Source organism: Aeribacillus sp. FSL W8-0870 (assembly GCF_037963755.1).
GTDB classification, from domain to species: domain Bacteria; phylum Bacillota; class Bacilli; order Bacillales; family Aeribacillaceae; genus Aeribacillus; species Aeribacillus composti.
In genome coordinates, this window is record NZ_CP150165.1 from 78,214 (window position 1) to 92,500 (window position 14,287).

At 40.6% G+C, this 14,287-nt stretch carries 15 protein-coding genes (1 of these 15 cut by a window edge); 14 read left to right on the plus strand and 1 reads right to left on the minus strand.

All coding sequences use genetic code 11. The annotated features are described in order from the left end of the window. Positions 1–37: 37 nt before the first annotated feature. From ftsH to lysS, 14 genes are all read left to right on the plus strand, one after another. Positions 38–1,999, plus strand: a complete 1,962-nt coding sequence (ftsH, locus tag NSU02_RS00385; RefSeq protein ID WP_066247240.1) for an ATP-dependent zinc metalloprotease FtsH — start codon at positions 38–40, stop codon at positions 1,997–1,999. Positions 2,000–2,127: 128 nt separating this feature from the next. Next, on the plus strand, positions 2,128–2,901 hold the full coding sequence (locus NSU02_RS00390) for a type III pantothenate kinase (protein ID WP_063387562.1): 774 nt from the start codon (positions 2,128–2,130) through the stop codon (positions 2,899–2,901). A gap of 7 nt (positions 2,902–2,908) precedes the next feature. Then, positions 2,909–3,793 (plus strand): Hsp33 family molecular chaperone HslO, encoded by an 885-nt coding sequence (gene hslO / locus NSU02_RS00395; RefSeq protein WP_339193764.1) that lies wholly within the window; start codon positions 2,909–2,911, stop codon positions 3,791–3,793. A 22-nt stretch (positions 3,794–3,815) separates the two neighbouring features. Continuing rightward, positions 3,816–4,697, plus strand: a complete 882-nt coding sequence (locus NSU02_RS00400) for a peptidyl-prolyl cis-trans isomerase (protein ID WP_339193766.1) — start codon at positions 3,816–3,818, stop codon at positions 4,695–4,697. Positions 4,698–4,782: 85 nt separating this feature from the next. Then, positions 4,783–5,712: a cysteine synthase A gene (gene cysK, locus NSU02_RS00405; RefSeq protein WP_066247248.1), complete on the plus strand. Its 930-nt coding sequence runs from the start codon at positions 4,783–4,785 to the stop codon at positions 5,710–5,712. Positions 5,713–5,854: 142 nt separating this feature from the next. Continuing rightward, positions 5,855–7,285, plus strand: coding sequence for an aminodeoxychorismate synthase component I (gene pabB / locus NSU02_RS00410; protein ID WP_339193769.1), 1,431 nt, complete (start codon positions 5,855–5,857; stop codon positions 7,283–7,285). Then, positions 7,282–7,869 carry an aminodeoxychorismate/anthranilate synthase component II gene (gene pabA / locus NSU02_RS00415; RefSeq protein WP_066247253.1) on the plus strand — a complete coding sequence of 196 codons (588 nt, stop codon included), beginning with the start codon at positions 7,282–7,284 and terminating at the stop codon, positions 7,867–7,869. Before pabB ends, pabA begins: the two co-directional genes overlap by 4 nt. Positions 7,870–7,871: 2 nt before the next feature. Then, entirely contained in the window at positions 7,872–8,750 is an 879-nt protein-coding gene (pabC, locus tag NSU02_RS00420; protein WP_339193771.1) for an aminodeoxychorismate lyase, read from the plus strand. Then, positions 8,741–9,589, plus strand: coding sequence for a dihydropteroate synthase (gene folP, locus NSU02_RS00425; protein WP_063387555.1), 849 nt, complete (start codon positions 8,741–8,743; stop codon positions 9,587–9,589). The genes pabC and folP overlap by 10 nt, the downstream gene beginning before the upstream one ends. Continuing rightward, positions 9,585–9,947, plus strand: coding sequence for a dihydroneopterin aldolase (folB, locus tag NSU02_RS00430; RefSeq protein WP_063387603.1), 363 nt, complete (start codon positions 9,585–9,587; stop codon positions 9,945–9,947). Before folP ends, folB begins: the two co-directional genes overlap by 5 nt. Beyond that, positions 9,944–10,471 carry a 2-amino-4-hydroxy-6-hydroxymethyldihydropteridine diphosphokinase gene (gene folK / locus NSU02_RS00435; RefSeq protein ID WP_339193773.1) on the plus strand — a complete coding sequence of 176 codons (528 nt, stop codon included), beginning with the start codon at positions 9,944–9,946 and terminating at the stop codon, positions 10,469–10,471. Before folB ends, folK begins: the two co-directional genes overlap by 4 nt. Further along, the gene (locus NSU02_RS00440) at positions 10,423–10,638 is read left to right on the plus strand and encodes a helix-turn-helix transcriptional regulator (RefSeq protein ID WP_063387553.1); all 216 of its coding nucleotides are present in this window, start codon (positions 10,423–10,425) and stop codon (positions 10,636–10,638) included. The genes folK and NSU02_RS00440 overlap by 49 nt, the downstream gene beginning before the upstream one ends. 15 nt (positions 10,639–10,653) lie before the next feature. After that, positions 10,654–11,646: a tRNA dihydrouridine synthase DusB gene (dusB, locus tag NSU02_RS00445; protein WP_063387552.1), complete on the plus strand. Its 993-nt coding sequence runs from the start codon at positions 10,654–10,656 to the stop codon at positions 11,644–11,646. 89 nt (positions 11,647–11,735) lie between these two features. Next, positions 11,736–13,238 carry a lysine--tRNA ligase gene (gene lysS, locus NSU02_RS00450; RefSeq protein ID WP_339193776.1) on the plus strand — a complete coding sequence of 501 codons (1,503 nt, stop codon included), beginning with the start codon at positions 11,736–11,738 and terminating at the stop codon, positions 13,236–13,238. A gap of 213 nt (positions 13,239–13,451) precedes the next feature. Here lysS and NSU02_RS00455 read toward each other — a convergent pair whose 3' ends face one another. Beyond that, a protein-coding gene (locus NSU02_RS00455; RefSeq protein ID WP_339193778.1) for an IS4 family transposase crosses the window boundary here: on the minus strand, positions 13,452–14,287 show its 3' portion. Its footprint extends 280 nt past the window's final position; the window shows 836 of its 1,116 coding nt (coding positions 281–1,116); the start codon falls outside the window, past its right edge — the gene reads right to left on this strand; it ends in the stop codon at positions 13,452–13,454.

Consider the following 14,287-nt stretch of genomic DNA (forward strand, 5'->3'; position numbering starts at 1 on the left):
TGAATATAGTTTGTTTCATTGTGGGAGGAGGTAAGGAATGAATCGGATTTTCCGAAACACCATATTTTATTTGCTGATTTTTTTAGTGGTTATCGGCGTTGTGAATTTTTTTCAGGGCGGTAACCAAAAAACTGAACAAATGACATATAGTACCTTCATCTCCAATTTGGAAAACGGAGATGTTGAAAATATAACGTTAAAACCAGTAAGAGGAGTATATGAAGTCAGAGGACAGCTGAAGGGATATGAAGAAAATCAATACTTTATCACCTATTTATCAGGCGATGACGCATTAAACCTCATCAATACGGCTGCTTCAAAAAATCAAACGGAAGTTAAATGGTCCCCAGCAGATGATACAAACGGATGGGTGCAATTTTTCACATCCCTCATCCCATTTATTATAATCTTTATTTTGTTCTTCTTTGTGCTCAATCAGGCTCAAGGCGGCGGAAGCCGAGTTATGAACTTCGGGAAGAGCAAGGCAAAGCTGTATAACGACGACAAGAAAAAAGTAAAATTTAAAGATGTTGCAGGAGCCGATGAGGAAAAGGCTGAACTAGTGGAAGTTGTTGAATTTTTAAAGGATCCCCGCAAGTTTTCTGAACTTGGAGCGCGCATACCGAAAGGAGTCCTTTTAGTAGGCCCTCCGGGAACTGGTAAAACATTGCTGGCCCGCGCGGTGGCTGGAGAAGCAGGTGTGCCGTTTTTCTCCATAAGCGGATCTGATTTTGTTGAGATGTTTGTCGGTGTAGGTGCTTCTCGTGTTCGGGATTTGTTTGAGACGGCTAAGAAAAATGCCCCATGTATCATTTTTATTGATGAAATTGATGCTGTTGGACGCCAAAGAGGAGCGGGATTAGGCGGCGGTCACGATGAACGTGAACAAACGTTAAATCAGCTTCTCGTTGAGATGGATGGATTTAGCTCCAACGAAGGAATCATTATTATTGCGGCGACAAACCGTCCGGATATTTTAGACCCAGCCCTTCTCCGCCCTGGTCGATTTGACCGTCAAATTACGGTTGATCGTCCGGATGTGAAGGGGCGCGAAGCAGTGCTCAAAGTACATGCACGCAATAAACCGTTGGATGAATCGGTGAATTTGCGGAACATTGCGATGAGAACGCCGGGCTTTTCTGGAGCTGACTTGGAAAACCTATTGAATGAGGCTGCTCTCGTTGCTGCTCGCCAAAATAAAAAGAAAATCGATATGGCGGATATAGATGAGGCAACCGATCGTGTAATTGCAGGACCTGCGAAAAAAAGCAGGGTTATTTCGGAAAAGGAGCGCCGTATTGTTGCCTATCATGAAGGCGGACATACCGTTATCGGTCTCGTTTTAGATGAGGCGGAAATGGTGCATAAAGTAACGATTGTTCCTCGGGGTCAAGCTGGAGGATATGCTGTCATGCTGCCAAAAGAAGACCGCTATTTCATGACAAAACCTGAGCTCCTTGACAAAATAACAGGATTGCTTGGCGGTCGGGTTGCGGAAGAAATTGTTTTCGGTGAAGTTAGCACCGGTGCCCACAACGACTTCCAGCGTGCGACAAATATTGCGCGCAGAATGGTTACAGAATTTGGAATGTCAGAAAAATTGGGTCCATTGCAATTTGGAAGCTCTCAAGGCCAGGTCTTTTTAGGGCGTGACATCCAAAGTGAGCAAAATTATAGTGATGCGATTGCTTATGAAATTGACTTAGAAATTCAGCGCATCATTAAAGAATGTTATGAAAAAGCAAAACGAATTTTGACAGAAAATCGCGATAAACTTGAACTAATTGCAAAAACGTTATTAGAAGTGGAAACACTTGATGCAGAACAAATTAAACATCTGGTGGAACACGGTTCATTGCCTGATAAGTCTGAACAAAAAGCAGCTTCAGAAAATGTGAAAAAAGAAGAGAACAACCAAAAAGATGAAGCTGTAAAAGTCAATATTCAGACAAAGAAAGATGAGGCTCCCTCTATCAAACCGGAGCTTAAAGAAGAATAAGTAATAAAGCCGTCAACTATACAAAGTTGGCGGTTTTCTATTGCCTTCGTGCCCGATAGCAGCCTACTGCGATCAATATGTGATATGATGATGAGGGAATGTTTGAACGAAGGGAAAAGGTGATGGACATGATTTTAGCTTTAGATGTTGGGAATACAAACACCGTGATTGGAGTATACGAAAAAGAACAATTGCTTTACCATTGGCGAATTGAAACCAATCGACATAAAACCGAAGATGAATACGGAATGATGTTTAAATCATTGTTTGAATACGTAGGATTAAAATTTTCGGACATAACGGGAATCATTATTTCTTCTGTCGTTCCACCGATTATGTATGCCATGGAAAAAATGTGCGAGAAATATTTTCATGTAGATCCGCTTATTGTCGGCCCAGGAATTAAAACAGGCCTTAATATAAAGTATGATAATCCGCGTGAAGTTGGGGCGGACAGGATCGTCAATGCAGTTGCCGGTGTTCATTTATATGGCTGTCCGCTTATTATTGTTGATTTCGGCACAGCAACAACTTATTGCTACATTAATGAAAAAGGACAATATGAAGGCGGTGCCATTGCACCAGGGATTAACATTTCCACCGAAGCTTTATACTCAAAAGCCGCGAAGCTTCCTAGAATCGAAATCGCCAAACCCGATCATATTATTGGGAAAAATACAGTAGCCGCCATGCAATCAGGAATTTTATTCGGCTATGTTGGCCAAGTAGAAGGAATTGTCAGAAGGATGAAAGCGCAAGCTAAAAAAGAACCGAAAGTTATTGCAACAGGCGGTCTAGCTGGGTTAATCGCCAATGAATCTGACATGATCGAAATCGTTGATCCATTGTTAACATTAACAGGCTTGCGGTTAATTTACGAACGAAATCTCGGAAGGGAGTAGGAAACAAATGAACGATTATTTAGTCAAATCTTTGGCCTATGACGGAGGAGTGCGTGCATATGCAGTGAAGACGACTGATACAGTGAGTGAAGCTCAACGCCGCCACCAAACATGGCCGACTGCTACCGCTGCTCTTGGAAGAGCAATGACAGCCGGCGTGATGATGAGTTCGATGCTGAAAGGTGATGAGAAGCTGACGATAAAAATAGAAGGCGGCGGTCCAATAGGAGCCATTGTTATTGACAGTAATTCAAAAGGTCAAGTGAGAGGTTATGTATCCAATCCTAAGACCCATTTTGAATTAAATAAACATGGAAAACTGGATGTAGCCCGCGCAGTCGGGAAAAACGGTACATTGTCGATTGTTAAGGATTTAGGATTAAGGGAGCATTTTTCCGGTAAAGTCCCTATTATTTCCGGGGAGCTGGGAGAAGATTTTGCCTATTATTTAGTGACGTCAGAGCAAGTCCCGTCTTCAGTAGGAGTGGGAGTTTTAGTCAATCCTGATAACTCTGTTCTGGCTGCTGGCGGATTTATTATTCAGCTTATGCCGGGAACTGAAGAATCAATCATTACGGAAATTGAGACGCGGTTACAAACAATAGAGCCGATCTCTAAGCAAATTCAAAAAGGGCTGACTCCTGAAGAAATATTGGAAGGTGTCCTAGGCGAAGGGAATATGAAAGTGATCGATTGCATGCCTGTCAGCTTCCACTGCAGCTGTTCTAAAGATAGGTTTGCAAATGCCATTATTAGCCTGGGAGAAGAGGAAATTCAACAAATCATCGATGAGGATGAAAAAGCTGAAGCTCAATGCCATTTCTGTAATGAGGTATATGTGTTTTCAAAAGAAGAGTTGCAGGAATTAAAAGAAGCGGCATCTAGAAAATAGATTATGGCAGGGAGCTGGAGGAATGAGTAAAAAAGCGCTTTTGGTCATAATTTGCAGTCTTGTATTAACAAACTGCGTGACGATTGCCTTTTTGGTAAGTGCTTATACAAGAGAAGCGCAAAAAGAGAAAAATGATGAAATTGTTGCCAAAATCGGCGATAGCCGCATTACGAGGCAGGAATGGTTAAATGAACTGGAAAAACGATTTGGGAAAACAACACTTGAGGAAATGATCAATATTCAAGTTGTGGACGAGCTTGCAAAAAAGAATCATATTGATGTAGATGAAAAAACAGTTGAACGTGAAATACAAATGTATAAAATATCGTCTCAATCATACGGCGATAGCGTGCTTAACGACAAAGAACTGAGAAAACAAATTCGCTATAGTATTTTATTAGAAGAGCTTTTAACGAAAGATGTCAACATTAATGAGAATGAATTGAAGAAATTTTATGAAGAAAATAAACATCAATATATTATGAATGACACGTATCATCTTTCCCATATCGTGGTTGATTCAAAAAAAGAAGTCCAACAAATTATAAATGAATTAAAAGGCGGATCAAGCTTTGAAGGGATTGCAGCTGAACGGTCCAAGGATCAGTTGACGGCGAAGGAAGGTGGAGACCTCGGTTATGTTTCCGAAGGTTCCAGCGATGTACCGCCGGAATATATTGAACAAGCTAAAACAATGAAGGTCAATGAGTGGTCGGACCCAATACCGCTGGAAAGAGGATATGCGATTATATTTTTGCATGAGAAAATAAAAGGAGAACAGCTGGAGTTTGACGAAGTAAAGGATCAGATTCGCAGGCAAATCGCTTTGGAACAGATGGAAGGAAATGTATCAGCAAAGCAGTTGTGGGATGACATCGGCGTAACATGGTTTTATGAAAAATGAAGAAAAAGATTGACAATTCATAAATTTATTGGTATATTATTTTCAATAAAACCAATATAATTACTCGGAAATAGAGGTGTATAAGATGGCAGTTGTTGCAAACTCTATATTAGATCTAATTGGAAAGACTCCTGTTGTAAAATTAGGAAAAATTGTAGAAGAGGACAGTGCAGACGTTTATTTAAAGCTTGAATTTTTTAACCCTGGATCAAGTGTAAAGGACCGTATTGCATTAGCAATGATTGAAGCGGCAGAAAAAGAAGGCAAACTAAAACCTGGAGACACAATTATCGAACCGACAAGCGGAAACACAGGGATCGGTTTAGCAATGGTGGCAGCTGCAAAAGGTTTACATGCTATTTTAGTTATGCCAGAAACAATGAGTTTAGAGCGCCGTAATTTATTGCGTGCATATGGAGCAGAGCTTGTTTTAACTCCTGGTCCAGAAGGCATGAAAGGGGCTATTAAAAAAGCAGAAGAGCTTGCGGAAAAACACGGCTATTTCATGCCGCAGCAATTTAAAAACCGTGCAAATGTAGAAATTCACCGTTTAACAACTGGCCCGGAAATCGTTGAGCAAATGGGCGATCAATTGGATGCATTTGTCGCCGGAATCGGTACTGGAGGTACGATTACTGGTGCTGGTCAAGTATTAAGAGAAAAATATCCGAACATAAAAATTTATGCTGTTGAGCCGGCTGATTCACCTGTATTATCGGGCGGAAAACCAGGTCCGCATAAAATTCAAGGTATTGGAGCAGGATTTGTTCCGGATATTTTAAATACAGAGATTTATGATGAAGTCATTACTGTTACAACTGAGCAAGCTTTTGAAACCGCTAGAAAAGCTGCGAGAGAAGAAGGAGTATTAGGCGGAATTTCTTCAGGTGCGGCCATTTTCTCTGCATTGAAAGTGGCGAAAGAGCTAGGAAAAGGCAAAAAGGTACTAGCAGTCATCCCAAGTAATGGAGAAAGATATTTAAGTACTCCATTATATAAGTTTGACGAAGAATAATAGAATGAATAATAGTTTAAAGGCTGTCGACGAAATTTGTCGGCAGCCTTTTGGATTTTATGTGAAGGGGAAAAATAATACTGTTGATGCCAAGCTCTCCTTCTTGTTGTAAAATAAGTTTATGGGTGAAGGAGAGTGAACGATGGAATCTGTGAGAAAACTGCTGGCAGTCCAAATACCTTTTGAAAAAGAACGATTTTTCAATCGCTTTGAAACGCTGGCAAAACAACAACAACATTACGCTCTTCTCGAAAGCGGAAGAGGCGGCCGCTACAGCATAGCTGGTTTAAACCCTTTTGCCGTCATACAAGGAAAAAACGGGGCAATTACGATCTATAGCGAAAACAAAAAAGAAGTAAAGGAAGGAAATCCGCTCTTGCTCTTTGAAGGATGGATGAAACAGTTTAAATGTGAAAGCGATCCTTCCCTTCCCGACTTTCAAGGAGGCGCTATCGGCTTTATTAGCTATGATGCAGTTCGTTATTTCGAAAAATTACCCAATATAGCTGTGGACGATTTACACGTGCCCGACATTTATTTTATCGTTTTTCAAGATATCGCCGTTTTTGATCATACTGAAAAAACACTTTGGCTGATAACGTATCATAAACATGGGGAAAAAGATGCTGCACAAAAGCGGCTGGAAGAAATGAAAGCTTTATGGTGTAAGCAAAGTGAGGAAACGATTTTCAGCTATACGAATTCAGCTGATCTCAGCCATGAGCCGATAATGTTTATGGAACAGCCGTTTAAAAAAGCTGTTGAAAGAGTAAAGGATTATATTGCAAGCGGTGATGTATTTCAAGTCAACTTATCCGTCAGACAAGCAAAACCGCTTTCGACGCATCCGTTTGAAATTTATAAAGCATTACGGAAAATTAACCCATCCCCATATATGGCCTATATTCATACTCCTGAGTTTCAAATTGCCAGCGGATCTCCAGAGCTGCTCATAAAAAAGAGGGGAAATGTACTGAATACCCGTCCGATTGCTGGAACGAGATCAAGAGGAAGAAGCGATGAAGAAGACCGCCAGCTTTCTGAGGAATTAATCACCAATGAAAAAGAACGTGCAGAACATATCATGCTTGTAGATTTAGAACGAAATGATCTAGGGCGGGTATGTAAATATGGCAGTGTTGAAGTTAACGAACTGATGGCTATTGAGAAATATTCACATGTCATTCATATCGTGTCAAATGTTCGCGGCGAGCTGCAAGAAGGAAAAGGATTTTACGACATTATGCGTGCTGTATTTCCGGGCGGCACAATCACGGGAGCGCCGAAGGTTCGAACAATGGAAATAATTGAAGAGCTGGAGCCGACTAGAAGAGGGTTATATACTGGTTCGATCGGCTGGCTCGGCTTTAATGGAGATTTAGAATTTAATATTGTAATACGGACGCTACTGGCTAAAAACGGTTGGGGTTATGTGCAAGCAGGTGCTGGAATCGTCATTGATTCTGTTGCAGAATATGAATATAAAGAGTGTTTGAAAAAAGCAAAAGCGTTATGGAAAGCAAAAGATTTGAGCGAAGATGAGAATAAGTTAGTTAGAGGTGAGAAGAGATGATTTTAATGATTGATAACTATGATTCTTTTACGTACAATTTAGTCCAATACCTTGGTGAGCTCGGCGAAGAGCTTGTTGTCAGACGAAATGATGAAATTACGATTGAGGAAATTGAACAGCTCAATCCAGCCTATTTGATGATTTCTCCCGGTCCGTGTACGCCGAATGAGGCGGGGATCAGCATGGAGGCAATTAAGTATTTCGCAGGGAAAATTCCGATTTTTGGCGTATGCTTAGGTCATCAATCAATAGCTCAAGTGTTCGGTGGGGATGTTGTTCGCGCAGACAAATTAATGCACGGGAAAACATCGCAAATTTATCATGACGGAAAAACTATTTTCGACGGCTTAGACAACCCGTTCACCGCTACAAGGTACCACTCTTTAATTGTCAAAAAAGAAACGCTTCCGGATTGCTTTGAAATTTCAGCATGGACGAATGACGGAGAGATTATGGGAATCCGCCATAAATCTTTGCCGGTTGAAGGCGTGCAGTTTCATCCGGAATCAATTATGACTGAACATGGAAAACTGATGTTAAAGCATTTCCTTTCCTATTATCGTACGGAAGAAAAGAGTGTATAAAAGTGTACTTATATGTAAATGGTGAATATAAAAAGCAGGATGAGCTGCATATTTCTCCGTTCGATCATGGATTTTTATACGGAATCGGCGCTTTTGAAACATTAAGGACTTATAACGGTCATCCATTTTTACTGTATGATCATATCGATCGCTTAAATGCAGCGGTTCGCGAGCTTGGCATAGATTTTTCTCTTTCTTACTCGGAAGCAGAACAAATTATTAAAAGACTGCTTGAATTAAATCATTTAAATAATGCATATATCCGGATAAATGTTTCAGCGGGTGCAGAGGAGCTGGGGTTGTCGGCGGCTCCTTATAAAAATCCGGTGTTAATCTTTTTTATAAAAGAGTTAAATTTGCCGGAAAGATTGACAAAACAGGGGGTCATTCTTTCGGTTCGGCGAAACACGCCGGAAGGATCATTTCGCATAAAATCGCACCATTTTTTAAATAATGTGCTGGCAAAGAGAGAAATTGGAGATAATCCGAAAACGGAAGGTATATTTTTAACACATTCAGGATATGTCGCAGAAGGGATTGTTTCCAACATTTTTTGGGTAAAAAACAACACCGTCTATACACCGGCTGTCAGCACAGGAATATTAAACGGAATTACTAGACAGTTCGTGTTAACCATCCTTGAAAAACATCGCATCCCTTATGAAGAAGGATTGTATCCATTGGATCATCTGTTATCTGCACAAGAAGCTTTTATCACAAATTCCTTGCAGGAGATTGTCCCAATTACACATATTGGTCAGACTGCATTTGCAGGTGAACAGGGAATTTTGACCAATCGATTAATCACCATTTATAAGAAGGTGCGGCAGCATATTTTGACAAGATCTGAATTCGAAGTGGGTGATGAACAATGGGTGTAATAGAGAAAGAAAAAATATTACAGTGCGGACCGTATCAATTACACTACGAAGATAAAACCCAAGTAATGGGAATATTAAACGTTACGCCTGATTCTTTTTCGGACGGCGGAAAATTTAATGATATCGAGAAAGCTTTAAAGCATGCAAAAGAAATGGTGGAAAATGGCGCCGATATCATTGATGTCGGGGGTGAATCAACCCGTCCGGGCCATGAACCCGTTTCAGAAGAGGAGGAGCTGGCCAGAGTTCTTCCAGTCATTGAAAAATTATCAAAAGAAATTCATGTTCCTATTTCCATTGATACGTACAAAGCGAATGTGGCAAAAAAAGCGGTGGAAGCTGGAGCAACCATCATCAATGATGTTTGGGGGGCGAAAAAGGAGCCGGACATCGCTCGCGTGGCAGCAGAATATAACGTCCCAATCATTCTAATGCACAATCGAGAAAAAGAAGGGTATAACGATCTGATTAAAGACATGATTTCCGATTTAATGGAAAGTGTCGAGATCGCCAAAAAAGCAGGCGTTCGGGACGAACAAATCATCCTTGATCCAGGAATCGGTTTTGCCAAAACTTTTGAAGATAATCTCTACGTCATGCGTCATCTGGAGGAATTTACAAACCTTGGTTTCCCTGTTTTGCTGGGTACGTCGAGAAAAAGATTTATCGGACGAGTTCTCGATCTACCGGTAGAGGAGCGTATGGAAGGCACAGCGGCTACCGTATGCTTAGGAGTGCAAAAGGGCTGTCAATTCGTTCGGGTTCATGACGTTAAACCGATTGCGCGGATGGTGAAAATGATGGATGCGATGCTCGGAAAGGGGCGCGATCACGATTGATAAGATCTATGTAACGGGAATGGAGTTTTGGGGCTATCATGGCGTTTATCCTGAAGAGAATAAACTTGGACAGCGATTTCGAGTTGATGTTATTTTAGAGACGGATCTAAAGCAAGCAGGAAAAACGGATGAACTAGATGATACAGTGAATTATGCGAAAGTGTACACGGTTTGCAAGGAAATTGTGGAAGGCAAGCCCTATAAGCTTATTGAAGCCGTTGCAGAAAATTTAGCATCTGAACTGTTAAAAGAGTTTTCGACTGTTTTGTATTGCACAGTAAAAGTGGTAAAGCCGGATCCGCCAATCCCGGGTCATTACAAGTCTGTAGCAGTAGAAATCAAAAGGGGAAGAACATGAAAAACTATGCATATATTTCTTTAGGATCGAATATCGGCGATCGGGAATATTATTTGGAAGAAAGCATCAATCAATTGAACAGGCATCCAGATGTTGAGGTTATCAAGATGTCTTCTATTTATGAAACCGATCCGGTTGGTTATATTGACCAAGAGTTGTTTTTGAACATGGTCATTAAAATCGCGACGAATTTCACGCCGTTTGAGCTGCTGGCATTTACGCAAAAAATCGAATATGATTTAGGAAGATCAAGGGAAGTTAAATGGGGGCCTAGAACGATAGACCTTGACATTTTATTATATAATAACGAAAATATTGAAACAGAACAGCTTACCATACCTCATCCGAGAATGTTTGAACGATCTTTCGTATTGATTCCTTTGTTTGAAATTGATCGAGATGTACAATGGCCTAATCAGCATCGTTCTTTACTGGTTTTAATAGATCAATTAAAAGATAAAAAAGGAGTGCGAATATGGAAGCAGAAAAATGGGGAAGAAGGATTCGCGCTTTTAGAAAGCTAAAAGGCTATACACAAGAAAGCCTTGCAAAAGACTTAGGCGTTTCTGTATCGGTTCTTGGTGAAGTTGAAAGGGGCAACAGACTTCCCAGCAAGGAATTAGTAGAGATTATTGCTGCTAAGCTGAATGTAAGCGTGAACGAGCTGATGCCTGAGGATACTGAAAAATAAAGGAGGCAGGTGAAATTGTTTAAAATAGGAGATATTCAATTGAAAAACCGTGTTGTGCTTGCTCCGATGGCCGGCGTATGCAATTCGGCTTTTCGGCTGACGGTCAAAGAATTTGGAGCGGGTTTAGTTTGTGCTGAAATGGTCAGCGATAAAGCCATTTTATATAAAAATGCGAAAACAATGGACATGCTCTATATTGATGAACGGGAAAAACCATTAAGCTTGCAAATTTTTGGCGGTGAAAAAGAAACATTAGTGGAAGCGGCAAAATTTGTCGATAACAATACAACAGCAGATATCATCGATATTAACATGGGCTGTCCTGTACCGAAAATTACGAAATGTGATGCCGGAGCAAAATGGCTTCTTGATCCCAATAAAATTTATGACATGGTTGCCGCTGTTGTGGATGCAGTGAAAAAACCGGTAACTGTCAAAATGCGCATGGGTTGGGATGAAGAACATATTTATGCGGTGGAAAATGCCCAAGCCGTTGAGCGGGCAGGGGGCAAGGCTGTTGCATTGCATGGACGAACCCGTGTTCAAATGTATGAGGGAGAAGCCAACTGGGACATTATTAGAGAAGTTAAGCAGGCTGTGAATATTCCAGTGATTGGCAACGGGGATGTCAAAACCCCTCAAGATGCAAAGAGAATGCTGGACGAGACGGGTGCAGACGGGGTTATGATCGGCCGTGCTGCATTAGGCAACCCATGGATGATCTATCGCACTGTTAAATATTTAGAAACGGGAGAATTAATTGAAGAGCCGACAGTTCGGGAAAAGATTGATGTATGCAAACTGCATTTAGAACGTTTAATCAATTTAAAAGGTGAGCACATCGCTGTTAGAGAGATGCGTAAACATGCCGCTTGGTATTTAAAAGGTATTCGAGGCAATGCAAAAGTGAGAAATGCTATTAATAACTGTGAAACAAAAGAAGAACTGGTCTCCCTTCTTGAACGTTTTGCAAGTGAAGTGGAAGAGAAAGAGCGTCAATCCGCATAAAGACAATCTGCTTTCTCTTATACTTTGACGGCTGCCAGTAATCTGGCAGTTTTCTATGTTAAATTTTAAGATTATTGGAGTGGATACGTATGAGCAAAGAAGGTTTGCATAACCAAGAAGAGTTGAATGATCAATTGCAGGTTCGCAGGGAAAAGCTTCATGCATTAAAAGATAAAGGAATCGACCCTTTCGGAAAAAAATTTGAACGCTCGCATCAGGCGATTGAACTAAAAGAGCAGTACGGCGAGTTTACAAAGGAAGAACTTGAGGAAAAAAATATTTTTGTTTCTATAGCTGGCAGAATTATGACAAAACGTGGAAAAGGGAAAGCAGGTTTCGCCCATATCCAAGATTTGTCGGGCCAAATTCAAATTTATGTTCGGAAGGACAGCGTCGGCGAGGATCAGTATGAAATTTTTGATATGGCTGACTTAGGTGATCTTATTGGCGTGAAGGGAACGGTTTTTAAAACAAAAGTAGGCGAGCTCTCGGTAAAAGCAACGGAATTTGTGCTGCTCACGAAAGCTTTGCGCCCTCTTCCTGATAAATACCATGGCCTTAAAGATATTGAACAGCGCTACCGCCAGCGTTATTTAGATCTTATTATGAACCCTGACAGCAAAAACACATTTATAACAAGAAGCAAAATCATCCAATCCATGCGCCGTTATTTAGACAGTCACGGGTATTTGGAAGTGGAAACACCAATGATGCACTCCATTGCTGGAGGAGCGGCAGCACGTCCGTTTATCACTCATCATAATGCTTTGGATATGCCTTTGTACATGAGAATTGCTATTGAGCTTCATTTGAAAAGGCTGATTGTCGGCGGTTTAGAAAAAGTTTATGAAATCGGCCGCGTTTTCCGCAACGAAGGCGTTTCAACAAGACATAATCCCGAGTTTACCATGCTCGAACTGTACGAGGCATATGCAGATTTCCATGATATTATGGAATTGACAGAAAACATGATTGCTCATATTGCACAAGAAGTATTAGGTACAACGACAATCCAATACGATGAATATAAAGTGGACTTGAAACCAAAATGGAAGAGACTTCACATGGTAGATGCGATTAAAGAATATACAAATGTTGATTTTTGGAATGTTACATCTACCGAAGAAGCGCGGGCATTAGCTGAAGAACACGGAGTAGAAATTAACGAAAATATGCAATACGGCCATATTGTCAATGAGTTCTTCGAGCAAAAAGTCGAGGATAAACTAATTCAGCCGACATTTATTTACGGTCACCCTGTTGAAATTTCTCCGCTCGCCAAAAAGAATGAAGCGGATCCAAGATTCACAGATCGCTTTGAATTGTTTATTGTCGGCCGCGAGCATGCAAATGCCTTTACGGAATTAAACGATCCTATTGATCAACGTGAACGCTTTGAAGCTCAATTAAAAGAAAGAGAGCAGGGAAATGACGAGGCGCATATGATGGACGAAGATTTCATTGAAGCTCTTGAATATGGCATGCCTCCAACAGGTGGGCTTGGCATTGGCATTGACAGATTAGTCATGCTTTTAACCAATTCTCCGTCTATTCGCGATGTTCTTTTATTCCCGCAGATGAGAAACAAATGATGATTTTCAAAAGGGAGACGGCTGTCTCCCTTTTGTCTCCCTGCTGGAAATGGAATAATTTTTTTATCATTAGCATTGCATAAATATAGTTAGAATTTTCTGTTAATTAATTTTTGTGAATTTGTGCCAAAAAGACAAAACCTAAAGAAAGGTGGCACTGCCCATTTGGTAAATATATACAGTTAAACCAGAGCGACAACGACAAAAGGGAGATTATGGACTGGCTCGCCCATCAAATTTTCGCAACCAAACATAAGCTGGTTTCCACAGAGCTCTCTTTAACCAACGAGTAATTCGAAGTAGGGATTTCTTACTTTTCATCTCCAATTGAATGAGAACATGTAAGCAATACGTGATCAGGGCTAAGAAAATTTGATTTTGAATAGCTGTTTCACTCATTCCATAAAAGTGCTTAATTTCTACGTGTTGCTTGAGCCATTTGAAAAAGAGTTCAATAGCCCAGCGAGATCGGTAAATATCACTTATCTCTTCTGGTTTTAAATCAAATCGGTTGGTGATGAAACGAAGTAAGTTCCCTTTTGTGTCCATAACTTCTAGTAGACGAAAGACATTTTCAGTACGATTTTGTGTGGTACCAATGTAGACCATTTTATCGGATAGAACGTGACAATCATCAGGAAGTGAAAATGTATAGACTTCACGAATGACTGCGTTTTTCTTCAGTCTTGAAACGAAGAAATAGCCATCATCTGTCATCCGATCAAAACGTTCATAGTCCACATAACCGCGGTCAAACACATACATGGCTTCTTGATCATCCACTAGGACTTCGAGTTGATTTCGGTCATGTTCTTTTGCTGTCGTAATCACTGCTTTTTCAGGATAGACGGTGTCTTTATCCATGAAAACGAGCCGTAAGTGTAGCTTTACACCAGCTTTTGTTTTACGGAATTTTGCCCATTTATAATGGGTCAAATTCAACGGGAGTGTACTTGAATCAATGATTTTCAGTGGCATATTCTTTCCGTTTTGATAATGGTGCCGTTGAATTTTCCAAACAAGATCCAAGAACAAATTTGCAAGAATGA

Excerpts from the sequence above, each read along its gene's own strand:
- ftsH (WP_066247240.1), top strand. The coding sequence starts at position 38 with ATGAATCGGATTTTCCGAAACACCATATTTTATTTGCTGATTTTTTTA.
- NSU02_RS00390 (WP_063387562.1), top strand. The coding sequence starts at position 2,128 with ATGATTTTAGCTTTAGATGTTGGGAATACAAACACCGTGATTGGAGTA.
- hslO (WP_339193764.1), top strand. The coding sequence starts at position 2,909 with ATGAACGATTATTTAGTCAAATCTTTGGCCTATGACGGAGGAGTGCGT.
- NSU02_RS00400 (WP_339193766.1), top strand. The coding sequence starts at position 3,816 with ATGAGTAAAAAAGCGCTTTTGGTCATAATTTGCAGTCTTGTATTAACA.
- cysK (WP_066247248.1), top strand. The coding sequence starts at position 4,783 with ATGGCAGTTGTTGCAAACTCTATATTAGATCTAATTGGAAAGACTCCT.
- pabB (WP_339193769.1), top strand. The coding sequence starts at position 5,855 with ATGGAATCTGTGAGAAAACTGCTGGCAGTCCAAATACCTTTTGAAAAA.
- pabA (WP_066247253.1), top strand. The coding sequence starts at position 7,282 with ATGATTTTAATGATTGATAACTATGATTCTTTTACGTACAATTTAGTC.
- folP (WP_063387555.1), top strand. The coding sequence starts at position 8,741 with ATGGGTGTAATAGAGAAAGAAAAAATATTACAGTGCGGACCGTATCAA.
- folK (WP_339193773.1), top strand. The coding sequence starts at position 9,944 with ATGAAAAACTATGCATATATTTCTTTAGGATCGAATATCGGCGATCGG.
- NSU02_RS00440 (WP_063387553.1), top strand. The coding sequence starts at position 10,423 with ATGGAAGCAGAAAAATGGGGAAGAAGGATTCGCGCTTTTAGAAAGCTA.
- lysS (WP_339193776.1), top strand. The coding sequence starts at position 11,736 with ATGAGCAAAGAAGGTTTGCATAACCAAGAAGAGTTGAATGATCAATTG.